The following is a 23,973-nucleotide window of genomic DNA, read 5'->3' on the forward strand; positions in this document are numbered from 1 at the left end:
GTATTTCTTCCGTGACTGTGGAAGCCTGAAGGGAAGTTGAAATGACCGATGAACTCGACCGCGTGCGCGATCACTATCGCGCGACCGGCCTAGCCGATCGATTGAAGACCGCATTGGCGGTGTTTGGACCTGAGCAACAGCGGCTGAAGCCTGAACAGCTCGCGACCCTCGACCAGTTCCACACCCGCGGACTGGCGGCGACGGCTGAGCTCGCCAATCTGGCCGCCATCGCTGCCCACATGTCGGTGCTCGACGTCGGATCTGGCGTCGGCGGGCCTGCCCGGTTTCTTGCCGAGACCCATGGTTGCGAGGTGGTGGGCGTCGATCTCAGCGAACCCTTCGTCGAGGCGGCGCGCTATCTGACCGCGCGAACCGGGCAGGACGGGCAAGTGTCGTTCGAAACCGGCAGCGCGCTGGCGCTGCCTTTCGAAGACGGCCGGTTCGATGCCGCGCTGTTGCAGCATGTGGCGATGAACATCGCCGACCGGCCGCTGCTCTACCGCGAGATCAGGCGCGTTTTGAAGCCGGGCGGAAAATTCGCCACTTTCGACGTCGTGCTGAATAGTGGCGATCCGCTCTATCCCGTGCCGTGGGCGAAGACGCCGGGCGAAAGCTTCCTGGTGACGGCGGAAGCGACCTGCGAGGCAATCGAAGCCGCCGGCTTCGGCATGCTCGTTCGCCGCGACGACACGGCCATAGCCAAGGCCTGGTTCGCCGAGCTCCGCGCCTCCGGCCCGCCGCCTACGCTCAATCTCGGCGTCGTCATGGGGCAGGGCTTTGCCGATCTCGCCACCAACCTTGGGCGCAATCTGATGGAGGGACGGCTGGGCATTCTGACGGCGGTGTTCGAAGCCGTTCCCGTCAACTGAGCAATTCCAGGAAAAGTGTTCAGCGGCTTTCCGTCCGGAATTGCGAAAACTAACATTGATAGGAGGCGAAGATGTCACCAGCGGTAATCTTCAACATCCACCTTGCGCTCGGCTATGTGCCCTGGCTGCTTTTCTTCGCGTCCTATATCTGGCCAAGGCTGAAGTCGATGGAGCCGATCGAGGCGCAGCGCGCCATCGCCACGCTGCACAGCTTCCGCTTCTTCGGGCTTGTTTTTCTTATCCCGGGCGTCGTCGGCTCCGGCCTTGCTCCTGGCTTCGCAAGCTTCGCCGCCTATGGCGATTTCGCCACCGGCCTGCTCGCCATGCTGGCGCTGCTCGCGGTGACAAGGCCCGCGATCTTCTGGCCGCTCATCGTCGCCTTCAATGTCGTGGGCGTGGTCGACCTTGTCGGCGACTACTACCATGGCGTCATGCTCGACCTTCCGGGACAGGCCGGACAGTTGGGCGCGACTTACGTGATCCCGATCCTCTACGTGCCGCTCTTGATGATCACACATGTCGCGGCCTTCTATCTGCTGGCGCGTTCAAGGCGCCATCAGCTGGCGGCCACCTAATACATGGGGGTCGCCATGTGCTTGGGCGCCGGCCATTCGCTCGTGATTTCCGGCTGCACCGGCCGCTCGAGGTAGGTCGACAGCACGACATAGCTGCGCGTCGAGGTCACGCCGGGTGTATCGTATAGCCGAGCCAGCAGGCCCTCCAATGCCCGCGTGTCCTCGGTGCGCACCTTGAGCAGCATACAGGTGTCTCCGGCGACCGTGTGGATCTCCTCGACCTCCGGATATTTGGAGACCGCCATCAGCTCCGGCGTCTTGCCCCAGCCCCTGGTGTCGATATGCACGAAGGCAAGCAGCGGCTTCTTCACCGCCCGCGGATCGATGATCGCCGATGTGGCGCGGATGGCGCCGCTGCGCTTCAGCCGCTTGACCCGCTCATACGCCGCCGGCGGCGACAGGCCGACGCGTTCGCCGAGCTCGGCATAGCTGATGGTCGCGTCCTCGACGAGAACGCCTAATATTTTTCGGTCGATCGGGTCGATCTCGCGGGCCGGTTGCTTGTTCCGCTGAATGTCATCTGTTTCTGCGTCCATATGGAAATTCTCCATTGCTGCGGAATTCAATTCGGCCATTATGATGATATGTCGAACAGCAATCAATCAGCAATTCTGACCGCGGCGCCCCGCGCGCCAATCCCGGCCGCCGCCTATCTGCTGACGGGCTGCATCGCCGTCATCGGCTCCAACTCGCTGGTTCTGGGCCCGATAGCGCCCGCCGTCGCGGCATCCTTCGGCGCCAGCGTGCCGGCGGTGATGACGGCTGCCGCCGCCTTCGGCCTCGGCACGTCGGCCAGCGCGCTCTTTCTTGCCCGCTACATCGACCGGATCGGCGCGCGCCGCATGCTGCAGGGCGCATTGCTGCTGCTGGCTTTGGCGCTGGTCGCCAGCTCCTTGGCACCGGCGGTGACGATCTTGGTGGCCGCCCAACTCGTCGCCGGCGTTGCGGCGGGCATCGCCATGCCGGCGATCTATGCCAGCTCGGCCGCGATTGCGCCCCCCGGCCGCGAAAGCGGCACCATCGGCGTCGTCTTGACCGGCTGGACGCTTTCCATGGTCGCCGGCGTCTCGTTGTCAGCGGTGCTCGCCGATCTCATCCACTGGCGCGCTGTCTTCGCGGCTGTGGCGTTGCTCGCAGGGGCGGCTGTTGCCTGTCTGGCGATGAGCTCGCTGCACGACACCAGGAAAGGCGGCCCGGCGCCGTCGCCGCTCGGCGCGCTCGCCGTTCCCGGCATCGTCCCGCTGCTCATTGCCTGCGGTGCCTTCATGACCGCCTTCTACGGCGTCTACGGCTATCTCGGCGATCATCTCCACGAAGCCCTCGGCGAGCCGGTCAGCGCCAATGGCCTGGCGGCGGTCGCCTATGGCCTCGGTTTCGGCGCGGCCGCTTTGCTCGATGGCGTCATCGACCGCCTCGGCGCACGTCGTGTCATGCCCTTCGCCTATCTGTTGGTCGCCGCCGTCTATGTCGCGATCGCGCTGGCGAGCGGCGGCTTCGGCCTGCTCATCGCGACGATCGCCATCTGGGGCCTCGCGAACCATTTCGGGCTGAACGTGCTGGTCATGCGGCTTACCGCGCTCGACCCGTCGCGGCGCGGCACCATCATGGGCCTGAACAGCGCGGTCACCTATCTCGCCGTCACCGTCGGCACGGCAGGCTTCGGCCCGCTCTATACGAGTCTCGGCTTCGCCAATTGTGCGCTGATCGCGGCCGGTCTGATGTTGGTGGCGGCCGGCGCCGCGGCATGGCGGCCGGTCGGTCACCGGTAACAGGCCTACCCCACTCTTCGCTTGCGGCCGCAATACCGTTTCGCACTTTCCCTGGAATTGCTCTAAGGCTGGCTTGCGAACCGGAGTCGCAGCCGATGAAGACGAGCCTTGAAGTCACCGAGCCTTTGCCGCAGGATCTCGCTCTCCTGGGCGGGAGCCTCTCCGCCTTCAACGATGCCGATGTCGGTGCGTCGGGCCGAAAGCCGCTGGCGGTTTTCGTGCGTGACGAGACCGGCGCCATCATTGCCGGTATTTCCGGCTACACTGCCTGGGGCTGGCTTTATGTGCAGTGGCTGTGGGTCGACGAAAGGCTGCGCGGACGAGGCGTTGCCGCCGGCATGCTCGACGCCGCCGAACGGGAAGCTATCGCGCGCGGCTGCCATGGCGCCTGGATCGATACCTTCAATCCAACCGCCGAGAAGGTCTATGAGCGCCAGGGCTACAAGCCGTTCGGCGAGCTGCCGGATTTCCCGGTCGGCCGCCGCCGCGTCTTCCTGCAGAAGAGGTTGGCTTAGCCGGCGAGCTTTCCGCCGCGCATCGGCTCTGGCGCGCCGGTGGTGCTTGGAAAGCTGATCGGCAGGCCGCGCAGCACGCGCACCGCGAGGAAAGCAAAGCACTCCGCTTCCACCGCGTCGCCCTTCCAGCCAAGCGTCTCGGCCTGCACCACTTCGACGCCGGCGCGGCTTTCCAGCATCGCCATCATCGTCGGGTTGTGGCGGCCGCCGCCGCTGACCGCGAGCCGCTTCGGCCGGCGCGGCAACAGGTCGAGCGCCTTGCCGACGGCTGAGACCGTGAAGGCCGTCAGCGTCGCCGCGCCATCCTCGGCATTCAGGCCTTCGGCCATCGCCGCCGTGAAGTCGAAGCGGTCGAGCGATTTCGGATAGGGTTTCGTCAGATACGGATGCTGCAAGAGCCTGGCGAGCCGTTCCTCGTCGACCTTGCCGGCCGCCGCCAGCCTGCCGTCGCGGTCCATCTCGCCGAGGCCCTTGGCCTTGATGAAATCATTGACCGGCGCATTGGCCGGACCGGTGTCGAAGGCGACGATATTGTCCTCGCCGTCCCACCAGGTAATGTTGCCGACGCCGCCGAGATTGAGCACGGCGGTGTCGCCACTGGCGTCGGCTTCCTTGAGCAGCGCCGCATGATAGGCGGCGGCCAGAGGCGCGCCTTGCCCGCCGACCGCGACATCGGCCGTGCGGAAATCATAGGCGACTTTGGTTCCGAGCAGCGAAGCCATCAGCTCGCCATCGCCGAGCTGGCGAGTCCTTCCGATCTTGCCAGGCTGCGGGGCGCGATGCAGCACGGTCTGGCCGTGGAAACCGACGATGCCGATATCGGCCATGCTCATGCTCTGGCTTTCGACGAGATCCTTGACCGCCGCCGATTGCGCACGCGTCAGCGCCTCTTCAGCTTCGCGGAAGATCGCCGGCTCCGGTCCCTCGAAATTCCAGGCGCGCGCCTGGCGCAGCGTCTCTTCGAGCAACGCGCGGATCGACTGGGGGTAAGGAGCCAGCGTGTATGTGCCGGTGTCGGCGATGCGCTCGCCATCCGTCTTGATCAGCGCCACGTCGATATTGCCGTCGAGCACCGTGCCGGTCATCAGGCCGACGGCCCAGATTGGTTCCATGGTCTTGTTCCCGAATCGTCGTCCAACCACGTGTCGGACGGATCGGCGCGGCAGGCAAGTCTTTCACCGGGCCTGTCCAGGCGGTCCTTTTGCGCCAAATGGCGAAAATCGAGCAACCACGTTCTTGCCTCTTGCCGCCGAAGGCGCGAGCCTGCGGACCGGATATCGAGCTCTCAAGGAGGAAAAGCCATGGCAGCCAAGGTCGCAGTGATCGCGGGCGCCGGCTCCGGCTTAAGCGCCTCGCTGGCGCGGCTTCTCGCCAGGGAGGGTTTCGGCGTCGTCCTTGCCGCGCGCAACGTCGACAAACTGGCCACGCTGGTCAAGGAAACCGGCGCGCTGGCCGTTGAAACCGACGTGTCGGACGCGGCCTCCGTCGAGCGGCTCTTCGAGACGGCCGACAAGGCCGGCCCACTCGAAATCGCCGTCTTCAACGCCAGCGGCCGCACGCGCGGCCCGATCGCCGAACTCGACGCGCAAGCGGTCAAGCAAGCCCTGCTTGTCGGCGCCTATGGCGGCTTCCTGGTCGGCCAGCAGGCGGCGCGCCGGCTTCTTGCGCGCGGCTCCGGCTCGATCTTGTTCACCGGTGCCACGGCAAGCCTCAAGGGCTTCTCCGGCTCGGCCGGTTTCGCCATGCCGAAATTCGGTCTGCGCGGGCTGGCGCAATCGATGGCGCGCGAGCTCGCGCCGAAGAACATTCACGTCGCGCATTTCATCATCGACGGCCAGATCGAGCCCGCCGGACAAGCGACCGAGCCTGACCGGCCGGATCGTCGCCTCTCGCCCGACGCGATCGCCGAGACCTATCTCGCCGTCCATCGCCAGCACCGCAGCGCCTGGAGCTTCGAAGTCGAGCTGAGACCCTGGGTTGAGACGTTCTGACGACTCATGGCGCGCAGAACAACGCGCCCGGCCGCGAGTTGGTTATTTTAGAAAGTATGCATATTTCGTGAAGCCACTTTAGCGATCTGCAATGTAAAAAGGCGCAAAGTAAAAGACACCTTTACTTAACTTCGGCGTGCATACTGCGAGTTGGTCAGAATTGTTGTCCGGCTCTCCTGCACGAATTGAGAATGGGCATGCCGCTTACACGTCGCACGCTGTTTGCAGCCGGAGGCGGAGGGCTGCTGATCGCGCAGGCGCCGGCCGTGGTCACGCCGGCTCAGGCGCAAGACGCTCCAAAACCCGTCGTCAATGACAATAAGCTGCGCATCGCCATGCCGGCCTTCGCGTCGGATCCGTTCTTTCCGGCGGACGGCTCTGGAGACGGTGGCATCGATATGGATCTTGCGCGCGGCATAGCCGCGGAGCTTGGCGTCGAACCGGTGCTCGACCGGTCCGCCGTGACTTTCGACGCCATGGTGCAAAAGCTGACCACCGGTGAGGCGGACCTGGCGATCGGCAAGCTCAGCCGCACCCTTCAGCGCGGTCGCTCTATCCTCTATTCGCGGCCTTACGCCATGCTCCACCAAGGGCTGCTCGCAAACCGCGTGAACCTGGCGCGCATCGCGCAAGGCAAGCCGCCTGAACAGATCATCCGTGATTTCTCCGGCGATCTCGGCGTGATCGAAGGCTCGTCCTTCGCCACTTATGCCGCGGCGACCTTCCCGCATGCCACGATCCGGCGCTTCGCCGGCTGGAACACGGTCATCGATGCGATCCGCAGCGGCACGATCGACCTCGCCTATCGCGATGATTTCGAGATCAAGAAGCTGATGGTCGACGATCCGTCGATGACAGTCGTCGCGCGCTCGATCACGCTGACGGACAAGGTCGATACGATCGCGGTCGGCGTGCGGCCGGACAATCCGCATCTGGCGGCCTTCGTCGATCTCTATCTTGATTTGGCGCGAGGCCAGCAGGTCCTCAACACCGATGAGATCATCGCGCGCTATCGCCAGGGGAGCAAAGCCTGACAATGGCCGTCTCGGATGCAGCCGCACCCATGCCTCTCGATTGGCGCCTCGCGGCAAAGCGCATCCTGCGCTCGCCGTTGACAACGATCATCATGATCCTGGCTGGGATTCTGTGCGGACTGTACTATCCGGCCTTTGCCCATGCGATCAGCCCTGCGGCGCAGGTCTATCTGAATTTCCTCAAGATGGTCGTCCTGCCCTATCTGGTCTCGTCCGTGATCTTCTCGATCACCGCGATGGTCCAGGACCCGAAATCGGTCCGCTATCTCGGCAAGGTCGGCATAGCGGTGCTGGTCGTGTCGTTCCTCGCCGTGCTGGTCAGCGGCAGCTATTCGCTGATCCTCAAGCCCGGCCAGATCGAGAATCCGCAGTCGCGCATCGAGCTCGGCGAGTTCATCAATTCCCAGGGCAGCGTCTCCACCGATCTCGCTTTCCCGTTCCACCCGCCGCCGTCGGCCGGGGATCCGAAAGACGGACATTCGATCTTCATGGAACTGGTCCCGAACAACGTCTTCAACGCGCTGGCCTCGGGTCAGACGATCCAGGTTCTGTTGTTCTGCCTCCTTTTCGGGCTCGCGATGGGCAAGATTCCGCAGCCCTCGTCGCTCAGCCTCTCACAGGCGCTCAACGCGGTGTACCGGGCCTGTACGGTGCTGACCAACTGGTTCGTCTGGGGATTGCCCTTCGCGACCTTCGTCCTGATCGCCGACCAGACCGCGTCGACCGGCACCAAGCCGCTGATGCTGATGGGCGGCTATCTGCTGGTGATGGGTCTTTCCTGCTTGACATTCCTCGCCGGCGCGTTTGCCGTCATTGCCATACGCTCGCGGCGAAGCTACTGGGCCACGATCAAGACCCTTCAGCCGCTTCTGATGGCGGCCATCACGACGCGGTCCACCGTCGCCTCGCTGCCCTGGGTCATCAACCTTTTGACCGAGCGCTTGAGGTTCAACCTCGTGGTGGTCGAGCTGCTCGTGCCGTTGCAGGCGGCGCTGCTGCGAACCGGCCCGGCGCTGGTCTACACCTCGGGCACCCTGTTCATCGCCCAGCTGTACGGCCATCAGCTGGCGATCCCGGACCTCTTGCTTATCGGCGTCGTCTCCGCGCTTCTGGCGCTCACGACAGGCGGCATGGGCAGCCTGCTCATCTTGTCGCAGATGTCCATCGTCTGCGGCTATCTGAAGCTTCCTTTCGAGGCGGCGTTCGCCCTGTTCGTCGCGGTGGACGCGGCCGTGGACACGCTGATGACGCTGTCCAGCGTCTCCACCGTGGCCGCAAGCACGGCAATGATCGCGCCCAGCCATCGGGAAGCGGCGCTGAGCGCTGAAACCGTCGCCCAAGAGCTCGAAGCCGAGCCCGTACGATGATCGACGACGGCATCCGTCCCCAGCTCGGCATCATCGGCGGTCTCGGGCCGCTGGCATCGGCCGACTTCTACTTCAAGCTCACCCGGATGACCGAAGCGCTCCGCGACAACGAGCATGTGCCTTGCGTCATCCTCAGCGTGCCGCAACTGCCCGACAGGACCGAAGCGATCCTCAGCAACCATGACGGGCCGCTGGCCCCGCTGAGGGCTGCGGTCTCGATGCTCAACGCGCTCGGCGTTGCCTGCATCGCCATGCCCTGCAACACCGCCCATCATTGGTATGACAGGCTGGCGGCGAACTCGTCAGCCGAGATCATCCACATCGGCGATGCGGTGGTGGCGGAGATCCGCCGCAGCCTGGACCGGGGCAGGGTTGCGAACCTCGCAACGCGGGGCACCCTGGTTTCCGGTTTCTATCAGCACAGGATCTCGGCGGCGGGATTCGACCTCTGCCTTCCACAGGACGCCGAGTTTCAGGAGCGCGTCGACAGCGCGATCATGCTCGTCAAGGCCGGGTCGATCGCGGAAGCCGCGGCCGAGACCGAGCGCGCGCTTCATCTCGCGCAAATGGCCGGCGCCGATGCAGCGCTTCTCGGCTGTACCGAATTGTCGGTGGCGGCGGCCAGCCTCGGCGACACGAACGGACTGATCGTCATCGACAGCAATGCGGCCCTGGCGCGAGCCAGCCTGACACGATTGGGCTTCGGCGTTCAGGAAGCGCGGGGCCTGCCGACAGAGCCTCGCTTGCGGGGAAATGGTCGACCGACCTGGCGTGCCGCGCAGCAGGCCTCGTAAGCGTCGCCGCTGCGCGATCAAAACCGGCTTGCGAGCAGCCGGTGTTCTCCAAGGCACAATATCTTTGAGAGAATATTTTCCACCTCCCGTTTGAGAGGAAAAGCGCTTCTTTGCCCAGTCGGGCAGCATTGGTGATGCTGATATCGAGGCTTCGCATCCCGCCAGGCCAAAATGATTTCAGGATCGCAAGGAACGCACCATGTCCGGACGCGGCAACGCTTCAAAGTCTCTCGTTACGTCAATCACCAGGCGCGCCGGATTGGCGTTACTTCTCGCCACGACATTGGCCGTGATCGGCCTTTGCGCGCCATCGCCGTCCTTCGCCGAGGACAAGAAGTCAATCAAGGTCGGCATCATCAGCGGCGAGGATGAGGATGTCTGGCGCGTCGTCACCGCCGAGGCGGCCAAGAAAGGGCTGATCATCGAGACCGTCGTCTTCAATGACTATACCCAGCCCAACGAGGCGCTGGAGCGCGGCGAGATCGACGCCAACGCATTCCAGCACAAGCCCTATCTCGACAACCAGATCAAGACGCAAGGCTACCACATCGTGCCGGTCGGCTATACCGGCGTCTGGCCGATCGGCCTTTATTCGAAAAAGCATGCCAAGGTCGCCGACCTGCCGGAAGGCGCGGTGATCGGCCTGCCGAACGACCCGTCCAACGAAGGTCGCGCGCTGCATGTGCTGGAACATGAAGGCTTGATCAAGCTCAAGGACGGCACCGGCATCCTGGCGACGACCGCCGACATTACGGAGAACCCGAAGAAGCTCGAGATCAAGGAGCTCGACGCCGGCATCGTCGGCCGCTCGCTGGACGATCTCGATGCCGCCGTCGTCAACACCGACTGGGCGCTGAAGAGCGGGCTCGGCCCTGAAAACCGCATCGCGCAAGAGCCGGTGGCAGATAATCCCTACCGCAACTTCATTGCGGTCAAGGCCGGAAACGAGAACGAGCCCTGGGTGAAGACGCTCGTCGCCTCCTATCAGAACGATACGGTCAAGGCCGAGTTCGACAAGGTCTACAAGGGCACCGGGATCAGCGCCTATTGATCGGCGCCGGGCAGAAACGGACGGCCCGCGGCTGAGCGGGGGCCGCCGTCGCGTTTGCGCGGCACTGAAACGGACATAGAGATGAACCAGCATGTCACGGCCGAACGCGCCGATCAGGTCCGCATCCAGCCGACCGGGCGGGAAGACGTCGTCCGCCTCGTTGGCCTGAAGCGCCGCTTCGGCGCGACAGCGGCGCTCGACGGCGTCTCGCTCACTGTGCGGAGGGGCGAGATCCTCGGCATCATCGGCCGCAGCGGCGCCGGCAAATCGACGCTGATCCGCTGCCTGAACGGGCTGGAGCGGCCCGCTTCCGGCGAGGTCTTCATTGAGGGCCGCGAGATCGGCCGTCTGAGCGAGCGCGAGCTGCAGCCGCTGCGCCGCCGCATCGGCATGGTATTCCAGCACTTCAATCTCCTGTCGGCCAAGACCGTCGAGGAGAATGTCGCGCTGCCGCTCAAGATCGAAGGGCGGCCGCGCGCCGAGCGCCTGGCGCGCGCGGCGGAATTGCTGCAACTCGTCGGCCTGTCTGAGAAGGCCAACGCCTATCCGGCCTCGCTGTCGGGCGGGCAGAAGCAACGCGTCGGCATCGCCAGGGCGCTTGCCGCCCGACCAGCACTGCTCTTGTCGGACGAGGCGACCTCGGCCCTTGATCCGGAGACGACGCGCTCGATCCTGGCGCTGCTCAAGGACATCAATACCAGGCTCGGCCTCACCATCCTGCTGATCACGCATGAGATGGAGGTGATCCGTTCGATCGCCGATCGAGTGGCGGTGATCGATGCCGGCCGGATCGTCGAGGAGGGCGCCGTCTGGCACGTCTTCGCCAACCCAAAATCGGAGATCACCCGCAGCCTGCTCGGCGGCATCCGGCCGCAATTGCCGCCCGAGATCGCCCGCCGGCTGGTTCCGGGCGAGGGCGCGGAAACAATCCTGCGGATCGATGTCGCCGGCGAGGCCGCGCGCGGCGCCTTGCTCTCCGACCTCGCCGTGGCGGCGCCGGGCCGGTTCCGCCTTGTGCATGGCGGCGTCGATCATGTCCAAGGCCAACCCGTCGGCACGCTGTTCCTGACCGTTGCCGGCGCTGAAGCCGCGCATCTTGCGCGGGTAACGACATTCCTGAAGGACCGCGGCGCGCGGGTGGAGGTGCTTGGCCATGTCGCCGGTCCTGTTTGAACTCCTGCTCCGTTCGATCTGGGAGACGGTGCTGATGACCGGCGCGTCCGGCCTCATCTCGCTGGTCTTCGGCCTGCCGCTCGGCCTTGCCCTAGTCGCCACCGATCGCGGCGGCATCGCCGAGAGCCTTTGGGTCAACCGTAGTCTCGGCGCCGTCATCAACGGCTTCCGTTCGGTTCCTTTCATCATTTTGCTGGTCGCGCTGATCCCGGTGACGCGGCTGATCGTCGGCACCTCGATCGGCACCTGGGCCGCGATCGTGCCGCTGTCGATCGCCGCGACGCCCTATTATGCGCGCATCGCAGAAGTATCGCTGCGCGAGGTCGATCACGGGCTGATCGAGGCGGCGCGCGCCATGGGAGGCAACCGCTGGACGATCATCCGCGAGGTGCTGGTGCCGGAGGCGCTGCCGGGCATCGTGGCCGGCTTCACGGTGACGCTGGTGACGCTCGTCGGCGCCTCCGCCATGGCCGGCGCCATCGGCGCGGGCGGTCTCGGCGACCTTGCCATCCGCTACGGCTATCAGCGTTTCGAAACCAGCGTGATGGTCGCGGTGGTCGTCGTGCTCATCGTGCTCGTCTGCGGCATCCAGTGGATCGGCGACCGCCTCGTCGCTCGGCTGGACCATCGCGGGTAGCACCGGATGCGGACGCAATTTGCCGCAAAAGCCGGGAATTGAGCGCCGGCTTGCGCCGTTTGCAGTGAGATTGGTTGGTGCGTTTCTTCACCAGCAATGGCGCTGATGTCATCGTGCGGCTGAGTTGCAAGTCTCGCCGAGAGGAGCCTGTCCATGGCAAGAATAATTCCGGTGCTCGATCTCGACCGCCTGGAGCAGGGCGCATCGGAATTGCGGACATTCTTGTTCGATCTGCGCACCGCCGCCCGCGATGTTGGTTTCTTCTATCTGAGCGGCCACGGCATCACGCAGCCGGAGATCGACGCGGTGCTGGGCGCCGCGCGCCGCTTCTTCGCCTTGCCGGAAGCCGACAAGCTCGCCATCGAAATGGTGAAGTCGCCGCAGTTTCGCGGCTATACGCGCGCCGGCGGCGAGCTGACCAGGGGCAAGGCCGACTGGCGCGAGCAGCTCGACATCGGCGTTGAACGCGCGACCATTGCGCAAGGGCCGGGCGTGCCGGCCTGGACCCGGCTGCAGGGCCCAAACCAGTGGCCCGCCGCGCTCCCCGATCTGAAACCGGCGCTGCTTGCCTGGCAGGCCAAGGCGACCGATGTGGCGATCCGGCTGCTCAAGGCCTTCGCGCTGTCGCTCGACCAGCCGGAGGACGCCTTCGATCCGATCTATCGCGGCGAACCGAACCATCGCATGAAGATCGTGCGCTACCCCGGCCGCAATGCCACCGGCGACGACCAGGGGGTGGGCGCGCACAAGGATGGTGGCTTCCTCACGCTTCTGCTGCAGGACGAGAACAAGGGCCTGCAGGTCGAATATGACGGCAGCTGGGTCGATGTCGACCCGATCCCGCGAACGCTGGTGGTCAACATCGGCGAGCTGCTTGAACTCGCCTCGAACGGCTATCTCAGGGCTACCGTGCATCGCGTCGTCACGCCGCCTGCCGGCGTCGAACGGATTTCGGTGCCGTTCTTCTTCAGCGCCCGGCTCGATGCCACCATCCCGCTGCTCGATCTGACCGAAGAACTGGCGACCGAGGCGCGCGGCCCGGCCAGCGACCCCGACAATCCGCTCTTCCGCAATGTCGGGACCAATGTGTTGAAAAGCCGGCTGCGGTCGCATCCCGACGTGGCGCGGCGTCACTATGCCGACCTCCTGGAAAAAGCGCCGGCCGCAGGCTGACAATTCCCCGACGATTGAGCGAGTTTTTTTCGCGATTTCGATCTTTTTTGGAATTCCGTTCGTCGAAAATACGCGGTTCAGGCCCCAAATAAGGGGCATCGCTCGGTGTTTTCCTCCCATTGCGCCGGGCGATGTTCCCCTCTGAAGGTTATGACCTTCATTCTTGGCCGGGCCGCTTTCGCGCCCGGCCTTTTTCTTTGTCTGCTGCGAGGAATGCATCGAACCTCGCCTGCCGCCAAGCCCTACCCGCGTCAGGCGATTGCGGAGTGGGATTCGTTGCCCGCAGCAAGGGGGAGGATGGCGGCCGTCCCGCATTTCTCGCCATCAGCCGATCCGGCGTGGCGCTGACCGAACGGCTAGGACATCAGTCCCGGCAATCCCGCTGCCAGCGCGTCGATCGCCAGCCGCACCCTCAGCGGCAGATGTGGCGTCTGCAGCCAGAGCGCGTGACAGTCATAGAGATAATCCGATTGCTCGGGCAGCAGCCGCACTAGAGTGCCGGCCTCGACGCGTTGGCGCACCAGCCAATATGGCAGCCAGGCCAGTCCCATACCCTCTGTCGCCGCATCGGCGATGGCGTCGAGGTCGTCGAGCCGCAACCGGCCGGCGGGCGCGATCTCGGTCACCGAGCCATTGTCACGCGGGAACAGCCAGGGCTGCAGTACCTGGCCGAGACGCCGGTAGATAATTGCCTGGTGGCTGGCGATGTCCTCAAACTGAAGCGGTCGGCCGAAGGTCTCGATGTAGGATGGCGAAGCGCAGACGACCATGCGCTGGCGCGCGACTCGGCGCCCGATGATGCCAGCCCGGTCATCCAGCGCTCCGGTACGGATCGCAAGGTCAAAACCATCCTCGACGAGATCGGCGAAGCGGTCGCTGAGCGACAGGTCTAACTCCAGTGTCGGATAACGCCGGACAAATGCGAGCAGGATCGGCGTGACGCAGTGGCGGCCGAAATGCGTTGGCATCGTCACGCGCAGTCTTCCGCGCGGCTCGGACAACTGGTCGGCTGCCGATGCATCGGCCGCCTGGGCTTCCGCCAGCACGATCCTGCAGCGCTCATAATAGGCGCGCCCGAAATCGGTCGGGCTCTGCCGGCGCGTCGTACGATTGATGAGCCGTGCACCGAGCCGTTCCTCAAGGAAGCGAACATGCTTGCCGACCATCGGTCCTGAAAGGTCAAGCGCCGCTGCGGCGGCCGTGAACGAGCCGAGGTCGACGGCTTTCACGAACACTTCCATGCTTTCGAGGCGGTCCATATTAGAAACCCACCGTTTCGACTGTTCTGCCTGGGCAGCGATTTATCGGCACTCGGCGCCTCTGCATAGTTCCATTCCATCAATTAGATTTGGAGTTGCATGGATGGCAAGGGTTGTTCGCTTTCATAGTCACGGCGGTCCCGAGGTGCTTCGCATCGAGGAAATGGAGGTTCCCTCGCCAGGTCCTGGCGAGGTCCGGATCCGCGTCAAGGCACTGGGCTTGAACCGCGCCGAAGCCTCGATGCGCAACGGAACTTACATCGAAGCGCCGTCGCTGCCGTCAGGCCTCGGTCTTGAGGCGGCCGGCATTGTCGAGGCGATCGGCGAGGGCGTCGGTGGTTTCGTGCCGGGCGATGCGATCAGCATCATCCCGCCGCGCTCGATGGCGCGCTGGCCGGCCTATGGTGAACTCGTCACCTTTCCGGCCGAGCTCGTCGTCAAACATCCGCCATCGCTTTCGTTCAAGGCCGCCGCCGCGACATGGATGCAATATCTCACCGCTTATGGCGCGCTGATCGATATCGCCCGTCTGTGCCGTGACGAACCCGTCGCCATCACCGCCGCGTCGAGCAGCGTCGGGCTCGCCGCCATCCAGATCGCCAACAGAATTGGCGCCGTGCCGATCGCCGTCACTCGGACATCGGCCAAGAAGACAGCATTGCTCGATGCCGGCGCCGCGCATGTGGTGGCCTTGGCTGAGGACGATCTCGAAGCGCGGCTGAGGGCGATCGCACCCCCTGGCGTGCGCGTCGTGCTCGACCCGGTCGGCGGCCCGATCTTCACGCCTCTTGCAGCCGCAATGGCACGCGGCGGAATTCTCATCGAATATGGCGGCCTCAGCCCCGAGCCGACGCCGTTCCCGCTGTTCGAGGTCTTGGCGAAGACGTTAACGCTGCGCGGCTACCTCGTTCACGAGATCACTGGCCATCCCGCTCGGCTGGAAGCCGCCAAGACCTTCATTCTCGACGGCCTCCAATCAGGCGCCCTGAAGCCGATCGTCGACAGGACGTTTCCGTTCGAGGAGATCGTCGAGGCGCACCGCTTTCTCGAATCTGGCGAACAGTTCGGCAAAGTCGTGGTCGTCGTTTGAGGTCTCCGTTGGCTTGAGAGGTTCTCGCGGCCCGTGTTACAGCGCGCGCATGATCGATCATGCAGGCGAAATCCTCATCCTGACCGGCGCGCCCGGTTCGGGGAAAACCACTACGGCCGAGGTTCTCGCGCGACAGCCCGGGTCGCCCAAGGTGCATCTTCACGCCGACGATTTCTGGCACTTCATCAAGAACGGCGCGATCGCGCCCTATCTGCCGGAAGCCCACCGGCAGAACGAGGTGGTGATGGACGTGCTGGCGAATGCCGCGGACGGCTATGCCGGAGGTGGGTACTTTGTCATCGTCGACGGCATCATCGGGCCTTGGTTTCTGCCGCCGTTCAGGGCGCTCACCACGATCTTGCACTACGTCGTCCTGCGCCCACCCGTCGACATCGCCGTCGAGCGCTGCCGGCGGCGTGGCGGCGACACGCTGGCCGATCCCGGGCCGATCAGGGCGCTGCACGAGCAATTCGCGGCATTGGGCGAGTTCGATCGGCATACGCTCGTGACAGACGGGCTCGATCCGCGTGAAACGCAGGAAGCGGTCGTCGCGGCGCTGGAGAGCGGAGCGTTTCGATTGGCAGGTTGATTGTTTTCTCGCGGGGGGGGGCACGCTGCCGGACCTATCGACGGCCGGAGGCTCCTTATGCGGCAAAGCCGCAATGATTGGGGCATTTGTCGGCCTGCGGGGTGCGATCAGCCTCGACTATCCGCTTGGCAAGCGGTGCCGCGTCGGGCCAAACTGGTCAATCTGCATGCCTGCCTCAAGGAGACTTCGAAATGACCGCCAACGTTTTTTCCGGCTGCATGCCGGCGCTGATGACGCCTTGCACCGATGACCGCCTTCCCGACTTCGACGCACTGGTGCGCAAGGGGCGCGAGCTGGTCGCTGCCGGCATGTCGGCCGTCGTCTATTGCGGCTCTATGGGCGACTGGCCGCTCTTGACCGACGCACAGCGTATGGAAGGCGTCGAGCGCCTGGTGAAGGCCGGCGTCCCGGTGATCGTCGGCACCGGCGCGGTGAATACCGCCAGTGCGGTGGCACACGCCGCCCATGCGCAGAAGATCGGCGCGCGAGGCCTGATGGTGATTCCGCGCGTTCTGTCGCGCGGGCCCTCCGTGACGGCGCAGCGCCACCATTTCAAGGCGATCCTCGCCGCCGCGCCCGATCTGCCGGCCGTTATCTACAACAGTCCCTATTACGGCTTTGCCACGCGCGCCGACCTCTTCTTCGCGCTGCGCGCCGAGCATCCGAACCTCGTCGGCTTCAAGGAGTTCGGCGGCCCGGCGGATTTGCGCTACGCGGCGGAAAACATCACCAGCCGCGACGACGAGGTTGCACTGATGATCGGCGTCGACACGGCCGTCTTGCACGGCTTCGTCAATTGCGGAGCATCCGGCGCCATCACCGGCATCGGCAATGTGCTGCCCAAGGAAGTGCTGCATCTCGTCAGCCTCAGCCAGGCGGCGGCCAGGGGCGATGCCGAAGCGCGCCGGCTGGCGCAGGAACTGGACGCGGCGCTGGCCGTGCTGTCCTCTTTCGACGAGGGTCCGGACCTCGTGCTCTATTTCAAGCACATGATGGTGCTGAAGGGTAATCCCGAGTACAGGCTGCACTTCAACGAGACGGATGCGCTGAGCGATAGTCAGCGCGGCTATGCCGAGCAGCAGCTCGAGCTGTTCGACACCTGGTACGCCCAATGGTCGAGGCAGCCGGTAATGGCAAGATACGCGGCCTGAATTGAGATCTCGGCCGGGACGAACAGGCCGGTGTTTCGCACCGGCCTGCTCGCACGCTCGGCTCATGCGGCCTTGACCTTTATCTCGTCCTCGCCGCGCACCATCCTGGTCACGCCGGCGAAGTCGAGCTTGCCGGAGCCAAGCACCGGCACTTTGGGCACGACACGCACTTCGGCCGGCACCATCAGGTCCATGGCGCCGTTGGCCTTGGCGAAGGCCAGGAATTCGGCGCGGGTGGCGCCGGACGCTTCGGTGATGAGGATCAGTTTCTCGCCCTTGCGCGCGTCCGGCACCGTGGCGACGGCCGACAGCGAGCCTTTCCACAGTTCGCCGGCCAACGCCTCGACCGCGGCAAGAGAGACCATCTCGCCGCCGATCTTGGCGAAACGCTTGGCCCGGCCACGGATCGAGATGAAGCCCGCATCGTCCACCGTGACGACGTCGCCGGTGTCGTGCCAGCCGTCCTTCAGCGGCTCGATCACCCCCGGATTCTCGGCGCGCAGGTAGCCGGCCATGACGTTCGGCCCGCGCACGAACAGCCGCCCGCCTTCGTCGACGCCGGGCACCGGCTCGAGGCGATATTCCATGCCGGGCATGATTTTGCCGACGCTGCCCGATTTGTTGTACATCGGCGTATTGATGGCGATCACCGGCGCGGTTTCGGTCACGCCGTAGCCTTCCAGGATGCGCAAGCCGAACTTCTCCATATAGGTTGTGCGTGTGGCGGCCTTGACCGGTTCAGCGCCGGCGAAGCAGTAGCGCACCGAGCGGAAGTCGTATGGATGCGCCGTGCGGGCATAGCCGGAGAGGAATGTGTCGGTGCCGAAGATGATCGTCGCGTTCGACCCGTAGATCAGTTCCGGCACGATCCGGTAGTGCAGCGGGGAGGGATAGAAATAGACCGGCACGCCGGAGATCAGCGGCAGCACGGTGCCCGCCGTCATGCCGAAGGAATGGAAGATCGGCAGCACGTTGAACACCTTGTCGCCCGAATGGAAGTCGATGCGTGAGGCGGCTTGGGCGGCATTGGCTAGGATGTTGCGGTGGGTCAGTACCACGCCCTTGGGCGTTCCTTCCGAGCCGGAGGTGAACAGGATCGCCGCCGGGTCGTCCGCCTTGCGCGCCACCCGCGGCGTCGTCTTGCGCAGCAGGCCGAGCAGCTTGTCCTTCAACCCGATCGTGGCGCGCAGATCGTCGAGCCAGACGATGTCGATGGAGCGGCCGATCTCCTCCACCACCGGCCCGAGCTTTGCCTGCTCGACGAAAGCGCGGGAAGTCAGCACGGTCCGCACTTCGGCTGCCTTGCAGGCCGACAGGATGTTGGCGGCGCCCGCGGTAAAGTTGATCATCGCCGGCACCTTGCCGGCCGACATGACGCCGAGCAGCGTCGCGCAGGAGCCGTTGGCGTTGGGCAGCATGATGCCCAGCGTCTGCTGTCCGGGATAGAGATGCTCGAACTTCTCGCCGAGCACCGCGGCGGCGGTGAGCAGCTTGCCGTAGCTCAGTGAGCCAGTGACCGGATCCTGCACCGCAAGCTGTTTCATGCCGCGCTCGTGCGCCGTTTCGATGATCTTCTGAAGCACAGTCTTGCCGATATCCTGGGTGCGGAAGACGAGGTCCGACATCATCTGGTAGAGCGCCGAGCCCGCCGCGGCGCGCCGCTGGCGGCCCTTCAGTTCCTGCGCGACTTCGAGCTTCACCGGCTCCAGGATGGTCACCTTGACCTTCGGGAACAGGCGGCGGCGCACATGCTGCGAGGAGAGCCGCGAGAAATAGCTCTTCTCCAGCCCCTCGATGCGCACCGGCACCACCATCGAGCCGGTCTTGTCGGCAACCATGGCGGCGCCGTCATAGACCTTCATCAGGCCGCCGGTGACGGTGATGCGGCCTTCCGGGAAGATGACCAACGGATCGCCGCCCTGCACGATCTTGATCAGCGTACGGGTCGACATTGGCTTTGCCGGATTGAGCGGCAGCGCGCGGGCGAGCTTCATGAAAGGCTTCATCCACCAGGCCTGGGCGATCGTGTAGTCGATGGCGAAGACCGGCTCCTCGTCGGTCAGCGTCAGCGCCAGCGGGCCGTCGAGGAAGCTGACATGGTTGAGCGCAAGGATCGGCGCCTTGCCGGCCGCCTTGAGATTGTCCAGCCCCTCGACCTCCAGCCGCAGGAAGGCGCGGAACAGGATCGAGACGAAATCGCGGAATGGGTTGGTCGGCAGGAATTTCAGCATCAGCCAGGCGGCGATCGCGTTGGCGACGACAAGGCCGAACAGGATCCCCGCGATGGAGACGCCGGCGGCCTGGATCGCGGCGACGAGGGCGCCGCCCACCGTCATGAAGCCGGCATTGACGATGCTGACCGCGGCAACGACGCGGGCGCGGCGCGCTTCCGGCGACCAGGCCTGCACGGCGGCGAAGGTCGGCACCACCAGGAAGGCGGCCGCGATCGCCATGCCGGCGAGGTCGACGGCGACGCGGATGGTGTTCGGGCCGGCGAAGAAGGCGGCAAGCGTCTCGGCTTGGGGCGAAGGCTGCATACTGCCGATGGTCCAGGCAAGATGCAGGCCGAACAGCGCCATCAGCGCGGTGCCGACCGGCGCCGGCAGCAGCACCATGCGGCCCTGCGACATCCAGGCGGCGATAGCCGAGCCGATGGCGATCGAGACGGCGAACACCGCGAGATAGGCTGTGACGGCGATCTCGTTGCCGCCTAGCGAATCCTTGATCATCGCCGGCAGGATCGAAAGCACGATGGCGCCGACCAGCCAGAACCAGGAGGTCATCAGCCCGGCGCGCCAGATGCGCGTCTCGGTCCGCAATTCGGCGACCTGGCGCCATGTCGAGCGGAAGATGTTCTTGTCGATGGCAAGGTTGGGGGCGGCTGAACCGGTGGAGGGGATGTAGCGGCTGACCAGCCAGCAGCCGACGGCCAAGGCCATCATAATAGGCCCGAACACCGCGACCCCGATGCCGTCGGCGGAGACGACGCCGCCGGCTATGGTGCCGCCGAGGATCGCGGCGAAGGTCGCCGACTCGATCCAGGCATTGGCCTTGGGCAGTTCCTTGCGCTCGAGGTGATCGGGCAGGATGCCGTATTTGATCGGCCCGAACAGCGCCGAGACGATGCCGAACATCAAGAGCGCCGTCATCAGCACCGGGATCGACGACAGCGCGATGCCGGCGACGGCGACGGCGGCCGCAGCTATCTCGGTGAATTTCAGCCGGCGGGCGATCAGCGCCTTGTCGAAGCGGTCCGCGATCTCGCCGCCCAGCGCCGAAAGCAGCAGGAAGGGCGCCATGAAGATGGCGCCGGCCAGCGTTACCAGCGAGGCGGCTTGATCCTTCGCCAGCGTGAACAGGATGAGGAACACCAGCGTGTTCTTCAGGAAATTGTCGTTGAAGGCCGAGAGGAATTGCGTCCAGAAAAGAGGCGCGAAGCGCCGCGACATCATCAGATGGGTGTTCATGGCAATTTCCATTGGGCAAGTCCGGCTGGCAATCCGATTGGACTGAGCGGACACTTGCGCGGTTTGACCCTTGTTTATCGGGAAGCGGTTAAGCTTCGTTACTGCGATTCAGTCCAATCCATTTGTTTCTTGTTCTTGGTGCATGGAATCTGTCCTCCATGATCGGTCTCCAGGCCTTCCGGGCACTCGACTGTCTGCGGGCTTGGCTGTCGGCGAGCATCGATATGGTCCTTTCGTTTCAGGGTGAGTGTGGCTCGGCGCAGGCTTGTTTCAGGTCGGATACATTGCTTGAACATCGTTCATTGAGTGCACCATACCACATCGTGAACGCCGTTCAAGAAGAAAATGAACGACGTTCACGTCACCCGATCAGGAAAGCAAAGAGACAGGTATGAAAGGGCAGGGGCTTGTCCTCCGGCGCTGGGGACAACCGCCTGGGCGTTCCCTTTCCGTCCGGATTCGCCGGGCGGAAACTGCCGGGGACATCGCATCCCGCTGTTTGTCCCTTGCGTCGAGGCGACCTTCGTCACCGGTGTGGTGCCGGTCTCGGATAACGGCGGCCTGCGCCGGGGTGGAAGCAGGGGGTGTGAACCTGGCTCAGGTCGGCTTCTCGCTGATCACCTCGAACCGCTCGATGTCGCAATGCTCGCCGACCAGCCCCAGCACGTCGGTTGAGGGCGCCTTCGCGTCCGGCTGCTTCCATTGAACCATGAAGGAAAACACGAAGCGGTCGCGGCCGGCGTCGTATTCCATGCCGACGAAGCGCGCAACATAGCCGAGCGGGCGCACCATGTCCTGGAGATCGGGCGGCGATGCTTTCGCACATGTGACCGACAGGATTGCCTTATGGTCCCGCGAGATCTTGAGGTCGACCCATTTCAGCGCTTGCAGCGTCACCAAAGTCAGCACCGTCGCGATCGCGCCGAGGCCATACTGGCCGCCGCCGAAGGCAAGGCCGATCATGGTCATGATCCACATGGTAGCGGCGGTGGTCACCCCGGTGACGAGATCGCCGCGCCTCAGGATGGCGCCGCCGCCGATAAATCCGACGCCGGTGAGCACGCCGAGCGCGAAGCGCATCACATCCATGCGCACGAAGGAATCCGGCGCCTTGCCGGATAGGTCGAGCAGCATGTTGGCCTGGACCATGGCCAGGCAGGCCGCCAAACCGACCAGGATGGTCGTGCGCAGCCCGGCGGAATGGCCGCGCGCCTCGCGATTCAAGCCGATGAGAAAGCCTGCCAGCAGTGTGACCAGCAGCCGCCCGACAAGATCCGGCCAGGTCGGGTGAAGCGGCATGTCGCAGCAAAGCGTCTCGAACATGGTCCCGATGGGGCGCTGAAAGGTCGCCGCGCCTCAGTTTCGTCTGCGACGTTCAACTGGCGGAGCCGGTGATGGTTCCTTGGTCCAAGTCCGGGTTTCCGCGGACGACAACCTTCAATGGGCAGCGAGGCTGACCACCAACGCCAGCACCACGTGCCTACCAACCTGCGATGAAGATGATGCGCTGCGCGCGCGTGCGCAGGATGATCTCGCCCTGCCGGGCATGCCGGCCGGAGAAGACCGGCCTTCGTCGTCGCGATCCTTGCTCATGAATGCTCCCCCTGGATGGATGCGGAAGGTCTCTGAGCAGGAATCAATTTGTGGGCTTGAAGTTCCGCCCGTTTCGGTGGGCGGATGCCCGCGACCGGGATCGAGCCGGTCGCGGGATTGATAGGCTCAGCCGAATTTCGGATCCAGGCTGCCCGACTTGTAGCGCTTGGCCATCTCCGCCAACGGGATTGGCTTGATCTTCGGCGCGTTGCCGGCGGTGCCGAACTGCTCGAAGCGTTCCTTGCAGAGCTTTTTCATCGCGGCCATTGCCGGCGTCAGGTATTTGCGCGGATCGAATTCCGACGGGTTCTCGGTCAGCACCTTGCGGATCGCGCCGGTCAGCGCCATGCGGTTGTCCGTGTCGATGTTGATCTTGCGCACGCCATGCTTGATGCCGCGCTGGATCTCTTCCACCGGCACGCCCCAGGTCGGCTTCATCTGGCCGCCATATTTGTTGATGATCTCCTGCAACTCCTCCGGCACCGAGGACGAGCCGTGCATGACCAGATGCATGTTGGGCAGGCGGCGGTGGATCTCCTCGATCACGTTCATCGCCAGCACCGCGCCGTCGGGCTTGCGCGAGAATTTGTAGGCGCCGTGGCTGGTGCCCATGGCAACCGCCAGCGCGTCGACATGGGTGTCGCGCACGAACTGCTCGGCCTGCACCGGATCGGTCAGCAACTGGTCATGGCTGATCGCACCTTCGACGCCGTGGCCGTCCTCCTGCTCGCCGCCGCCGCTTTCCAGCGAGCCCAGCACGCCGATCTCGCCTTCCACCGACACGCCGCCCCAATGCGCCATGTCGACGACGCGCCGCGTGATCCCGGAATTATAGGCATAGTCGGCCGGCGACTTGCCGTCTTCCTTCAGCGAGCCGTCCATCATCACCGAGGTGAAGCCATACTGGATCGCGGTGACACAGGTCGCTTCGTTGTTGCCGTGGTCGAGATGCATGCAGACCGGGATGTCGGGATGGATCTCGACCAGCGCGTCGATCAACTTGGCCAGCACCACGTCATTGGCGTAGGCGCGCGCGCCGCGGCTGGCCTGCAGGATGACCGGCGACTTGGTCTCCTCGGCCGCCTCCATGATGGCGAGCCCCTGTTCCATATTGTTCATGTTGAAGGCAGGCACGCCATAGCCATGTTCGGCGGCATGGTCGAGCAATTGTCTCAATGTGATGCGAGCCAACGAATAGTCTCCCGTATCTGGTTCGAGCCCGTGTTTGAAAAGGCCGCCCCGGCGGGCGGCCTTGTTGCTTCTGGCCGGATTTCGAACCCATCGCAACCTTTTGAAGCCTCTTCGGCCGCAATTCTTGTTGCAGGGCTGAAATCAGGCGCGTTCGGCTTAGGCGGCGATGCGTGCGCGCGCGGCGAGGATGTCGACGCAAGCCTTGGCGGCTTCCTTGCCCTTCACGGCGAAATGCTCGTGGAAGAAGCGGTGATGCTCGGCGCTGTCATGGTAGTTGTGCGGCGTCAGCACCGCCGACAGCACCGGCACGCCGGTCACGAGCTGCACGTTCATCATGCCGTCGATGACGGAGCTTGCCACGAAGTCGTGCCGATAGATGCCGCCATTGACGACGAAGGCGGTGCCGAGGATCGCCGCATAACGGCCGGTTTCGGCAAGCGTCTTGGCATGCAGCGGGATCTCATAGGCTCCCGGCACGTCGAAGACCTCGACGGCAAAGCCGCCGAGCACGGCAAGCTCCCCCTCGAAGGCGGCCACGCACTGATCGACGATATCGGCATGCCAGCGCGCCCGGATGACGGCGACACGACGGACAGTATGGTCTTTGGGGAAATGCTGATTCATGGGTCCTTCCTTCCGTTTCGAACCAGAATCAGGACGCACGACGCAAAAAAACGCGGTCCGC

General features: G+C 64.6%; 22 protein-coding genes. 15 read left to right on the forward strand and 7 right to left on the reverse strand.

The features are described from left to right. Nucleotides 1–41: 41 nt before the first annotated feature. On the forward strand, nucleotides 42–869 hold the full coding sequence (locus ACVMIM_RS13460) for a class I SAM-dependent methyltransferase (protein WP_476112439.1): 828 nt from the start codon (nucleotides 42–44) through the stop codon (nucleotides 867–869). A 71-nt stretch (nucleotides 870–940) separates the two neighbouring features. After that, nucleotides 941–1,444 carry a hypothetical protein gene (locus ACVMIM_RS13465; protein WP_476112440.1) on the forward strand — a complete coding sequence of 168 codons (504 nt, stop codon included), beginning with the start codon at nucleotides 941–943 and terminating at the stop codon, nucleotides 1,442–1,444. Here the strand turns inward: ACVMIM_RS13465 and ACVMIM_RS13470 are convergent. Next, nucleotides 1,441–1,980, reverse strand: a complete 540-nt coding sequence (locus ACVMIM_RS13470; protein ID WP_476112442.1) for an Lrp/AsnC family transcriptional regulator — start codon at nucleotides 1,978–1,980, stop codon at nucleotides 1,441–1,443. The genes ACVMIM_RS13465 and ACVMIM_RS13470 overlap by 4 nt on opposite strands. A gap of 48 nt (nucleotides 1,981–2,028) precedes the next feature. On the opposite strand from ACVMIM_RS13470, the gene ACVMIM_RS13475 reads away from it, so the two are divergent. Further along, complete coding sequence (locus ACVMIM_RS13475; RefSeq protein ID WP_476112444.1) at nucleotides 2,029–3,213, forward strand: MFS transporter; 1,185 nt, start codon at nucleotides 2,029–2,031, stop codon at nucleotides 3,211–3,213. Between the two features lie 95 nt (nucleotides 3,214–3,308). Then, complete coding sequence (locus tag ACVMIM_RS13480) at nucleotides 3,309–3,728, forward strand: GNAT family N-acetyltransferase (RefSeq protein WP_476112445.1); 420 nt, start codon at nucleotides 3,309–3,311, stop codon at nucleotides 3,726–3,728. Here the strand turns inward: ACVMIM_RS13480 and ACVMIM_RS13485 are convergent. Then, the gene (locus ACVMIM_RS13485) at nucleotides 3,725–4,840 is read right to left on the reverse strand and encodes an anhydro-N-acetylmuramic acid kinase (RefSeq protein WP_476112447.1); all 1,116 of its coding nucleotides are present in this window, start codon (nucleotides 4,838–4,840) and stop codon (nucleotides 3,725–3,727) included. The genes ACVMIM_RS13480 and ACVMIM_RS13485 overlap by 4 nt on opposite strands. 189 nt (nucleotides 4,841–5,029) lie before the next feature. Between ACVMIM_RS13485 and ACVMIM_RS13490 the strand changes: the two genes are divergently transcribed. The 8 genes from ACVMIM_RS13490 to ACVMIM_RS13525 all read left to right on the forward strand — a co-directional run bounded on the left by ACVMIM_RS13490 (nucleotide 5,030) and on the right by ACVMIM_RS13525 (nucleotide 12,948). Beyond that, nucleotides 5,030–5,719, forward strand: coding sequence for an SDR family NAD(P)-dependent oxidoreductase (locus ACVMIM_RS13490; protein ID WP_476112449.1), 690 nt, complete (start codon nucleotides 5,030–5,032; stop codon nucleotides 5,717–5,719). A 197-nt stretch (nucleotides 5,720–5,916) separates the two neighbouring features. After that, on the forward strand, nucleotides 5,917–6,753 hold the full coding sequence (locus ACVMIM_RS13495) for a substrate-binding periplasmic protein (RefSeq protein ID WP_476112451.1): 837 nt from the start codon (nucleotides 5,917–5,919) through the stop codon (nucleotides 6,751–6,753). Between the two features lie 29 nt (nucleotides 6,754–6,782). Next, nucleotides 6,783–8,120, forward strand: coding sequence for a dicarboxylate/amino acid:cation symporter (locus ACVMIM_RS13500; RefSeq protein ID WP_476112453.1), 1,338 nt, complete (start codon nucleotides 6,783–6,785; stop codon nucleotides 8,118–8,120). Beyond that, a complete protein-coding gene (gene cuyB / locus ACVMIM_RS13505; RefSeq protein WP_476112455.1) occupies nucleotides 8,117–8,914 on the forward strand; it encodes a cysteate racemase in 798 nt (265 codons plus the stop codon). The genes ACVMIM_RS13500 and cuyB overlap by 4 nt, the downstream gene beginning before the upstream one ends. A gap of 199 nt (nucleotides 8,915–9,113) precedes the next feature. After that, on the forward strand, nucleotides 9,114–9,965 hold the full coding sequence (locus ACVMIM_RS13510) for a MetQ/NlpA family lipoprotein (RefSeq protein ID WP_476112457.1): 852 nt from the start codon (nucleotides 9,114–9,116) through the stop codon (nucleotides 9,963–9,965). 81 nt (nucleotides 9,966–10,046) lie between these two features. Beyond that, nucleotides 10,047–11,138, forward strand: coding sequence for a methionine ABC transporter ATP-binding protein (locus tag ACVMIM_RS13515; RefSeq protein WP_476112459.1), 1,092 nt, complete (start codon nucleotides 10,047–10,049; stop codon nucleotides 11,136–11,138). Beyond that, entirely contained in the window at nucleotides 11,119–11,775 is a 657-nt protein-coding gene (locus ACVMIM_RS13520) for a methionine ABC transporter permease (RefSeq protein ID WP_040998199.1), read from the forward strand. Before ACVMIM_RS13515 ends, ACVMIM_RS13520 begins: the two co-directional genes overlap by 20 nt. Nucleotides 11,776–11,928: 153 nt before the next feature. Continuing rightward, the gene (locus tag ACVMIM_RS13525; protein ID WP_476112461.1) at nucleotides 11,929–12,948 is read left to right on the forward strand and encodes an isopenicillin N synthase family dioxygenase; all 1,020 of its coding nucleotides are present in this window, start codon (nucleotides 11,929–11,931) and stop codon (nucleotides 12,946–12,948) included. A 356-nt stretch (nucleotides 12,949–13,304) separates the two neighbouring features. On the opposite strand, the gene ACVMIM_RS13530 is transcribed toward ACVMIM_RS13525, so the two are convergent. Next, nucleotides 13,305–14,207 carry a LysR family transcriptional regulator gene (locus ACVMIM_RS13530; RefSeq protein ID WP_476112463.1) on the reverse strand — a complete coding sequence of 301 codons (903 nt, stop codon included), beginning with the start codon at nucleotides 14,205–14,207 and terminating at the stop codon, nucleotides 13,305–13,307. Nucleotides 14,208–14,310: 103 nt separating this feature from the next. Between ACVMIM_RS13530 and ACVMIM_RS13535 the strand changes: the two genes are divergently transcribed. From ACVMIM_RS13535 to ACVMIM_RS13545, 3 genes are all read left to right on the forward strand, one after another. Then, nucleotides 14,311–15,297 (forward strand): zinc-dependent alcohol dehydrogenase family protein, encoded by a 987-nt coding sequence (locus tag ACVMIM_RS13535; RefSeq protein WP_476112465.1) that lies wholly within the window; start codon nucleotides 14,311–14,313, stop codon nucleotides 15,295–15,297. Nucleotides 15,298–15,349: 52 nt separating this feature from the next. Beyond that, complete coding sequence (locus ACVMIM_RS13540) at nucleotides 15,350–15,886, forward strand: ATP-binding protein (protein WP_476117209.1); 537 nt, start codon at nucleotides 15,350–15,352, stop codon at nucleotides 15,884–15,886. 191 nt (nucleotides 15,887–16,077) lie between these two features. Beyond that, nucleotides 16,078–17,037 carry a dihydrodipicolinate synthase family protein gene (locus ACVMIM_RS13545; RefSeq protein ID WP_476112467.1) on the forward strand — a complete coding sequence of 320 codons (960 nt, stop codon included), beginning with the start codon at nucleotides 16,078–16,080 and terminating at the stop codon, nucleotides 17,035–17,037. A gap of 62 nt (nucleotides 17,038–17,099) precedes the next feature. On the opposite strand, the gene ACVMIM_RS13550 is transcribed toward ACVMIM_RS13545, so the two are convergent. From ACVMIM_RS13550 to ACVMIM_RS13565, 4 genes are all read right to left on the reverse strand, one after another. Then, on the reverse strand, nucleotides 17,100–20,504 hold the full coding sequence (locus ACVMIM_RS13550) for an acyl-[ACP]--phospholipid O-acyltransferase (RefSeq protein WP_476112469.1): 3,405 nt from the start codon (nucleotides 20,502–20,504) through the stop codon (nucleotides 17,100–17,102). Nucleotides 20,505–21,101: 597 nt separating this feature from the next. Next, nucleotides 21,102–21,827 carry an MgtC/SapB family protein gene (locus ACVMIM_RS13555; protein ID WP_476112471.1) on the reverse strand — a complete coding sequence of 242 codons (726 nt, stop codon included), beginning with the start codon at nucleotides 21,825–21,827 and terminating at the stop codon, nucleotides 21,102–21,104. Nucleotides 21,828–22,223: 396 nt separating this feature from the next. Continuing rightward, complete coding sequence (gene fba / locus ACVMIM_RS13560) at nucleotides 22,224–23,288, reverse strand: class II fructose-bisphosphate aldolase (protein ID WP_040998092.1); 1,065 nt, start codon at nucleotides 23,286–23,288, stop codon at nucleotides 22,224–22,226. A 156-nt stretch (nucleotides 23,289–23,444) separates the two neighbouring features. Next, a complete protein-coding gene (locus ACVMIM_RS13565; protein ID WP_476112474.1) occupies nucleotides 23,445–23,912 on the reverse strand; it encodes a 6,7-dimethyl-8-ribityllumazine synthase in 468 nt (155 codons plus the stop codon). Nucleotides 23,913–23,973 lie beyond the last annotated feature (61 nt).

This window comes from Mesorhizobium sp. USDA 4413 (assembly GCF_056280365.1).

Bases quoted from the DNA above. Each gene is read 5' to 3' on its own strand.
- ACVMIM_RS13460 (WP_476112439.1), top strand. From the start codon at position 42: ATGACCGATGAACTCGACCGCGTGCGCGATCACTATCGCGCGACCGGC.
- ACVMIM_RS13465 (WP_476112440.1), top strand. From the start codon at position 941: ATGTCACCAGCGGTAATCTTCAACATCCACCTTGCGCTCGGCTATGTG.
- ACVMIM_RS13470 (WP_476112442.1), bottom strand. From the start codon at position 1,980: ATGGACGCAGAAACAGATGACATTCAGCGGAACAAGCAACCGGCCCGC.
- ACVMIM_RS13475 (WP_476112444.1), top strand. From the start codon at position 2,029: ATGTCGAACAGCAATCAATCAGCAATTCTGACCGCGGCGCCCCGCGCG.
- ACVMIM_RS13480 (WP_476112445.1), top strand. From the start codon at position 3,309: ATGAAGACGAGCCTTGAAGTCACCGAGCCTTTGCCGCAGGATCTCGCT.
- ACVMIM_RS13485 (WP_476112447.1), bottom strand. From the start codon at position 4,840: ATGGAACCAATCTGGGCCGTCGGCCTGATGACCGGCACGGTGCTCGAC.
- ACVMIM_RS13490 (WP_476112449.1), top strand. From the start codon at position 5,030: ATGGCAGCCAAGGTCGCAGTGATCGCGGGCGCCGGCTCCGGCTTAAGC.
- ACVMIM_RS13495 (WP_476112451.1), top strand. From the start codon at position 5,917: ATGCCGCTTACACGTCGCACGCTGTTTGCAGCCGGAGGCGGAGGGCTG.
- ACVMIM_RS13500 (WP_476112453.1), top strand. From the start codon at position 6,783: ATGCCTCTCGATTGGCGCCTCGCGGCAAAGCGCATCCTGCGCTCGCCG.
- cuyB (WP_476112455.1), top strand. From the start codon at position 8,117: ATGATCGACGACGGCATCCGTCCCCAGCTCGGCATCATCGGCGGTCTC.
- ACVMIM_RS13510 (WP_476112457.1), top strand. From the start codon at position 9,114: ATGTCCGGACGCGGCAACGCTTCAAAGTCTCTCGTTACGTCAATCACC.
- ACVMIM_RS13515 (WP_476112459.1), top strand. From the start codon at position 10,047: ATGAACCAGCATGTCACGGCCGAACGCGCCGATCAGGTCCGCATCCAG.
- ACVMIM_RS13520 (WP_040998199.1), top strand. From the start codon at position 11,119: ATGTCGCCGGTCCTGTTTGAACTCCTGCTCCGTTCGATCTGGGAGACG.
- ACVMIM_RS13525 (WP_476112461.1), top strand. From the start codon at position 11,929: ATGGCAAGAATAATTCCGGTGCTCGATCTCGACCGCCTGGAGCAGGGC.
- ACVMIM_RS13530 (WP_476112463.1), bottom strand. From the start codon at position 14,207: ATGGACCGCCTCGAAAGCATGGAAGTGTTCGTGAAAGCCGTCGACCTC.
- ACVMIM_RS13535 (WP_476112465.1), top strand. From the start codon at position 14,311: ATGGCAAGGGTTGTTCGCTTTCATAGTCACGGCGGTCCCGAGGTGCTT.
- ACVMIM_RS13545 (WP_476112467.1), top strand. From the start codon at position 16,078: ATGACCGCCAACGTTTTTTCCGGCTGCATGCCGGCGCTGATGACGCCT.
- ACVMIM_RS13550 (WP_476112469.1), bottom strand. From the start codon at position 20,504: ATGAACACCCATCTGATGATGTCGCGGCGCTTCGCGCCTCTTTTCTGG.
- ACVMIM_RS13555 (WP_476112471.1), bottom strand. From the start codon at position 21,827: ATGTTCGAGACGCTTTGCTGCGACATGCCGCTTCACCCGACCTGGCCG.
- ACVMIM_RS13565 (WP_476112474.1), bottom strand. From the start codon at position 23,912: ATGAATCAGCATTTCCCCAAAGACCATACTGTCCGTCGTGTCGCCGTC.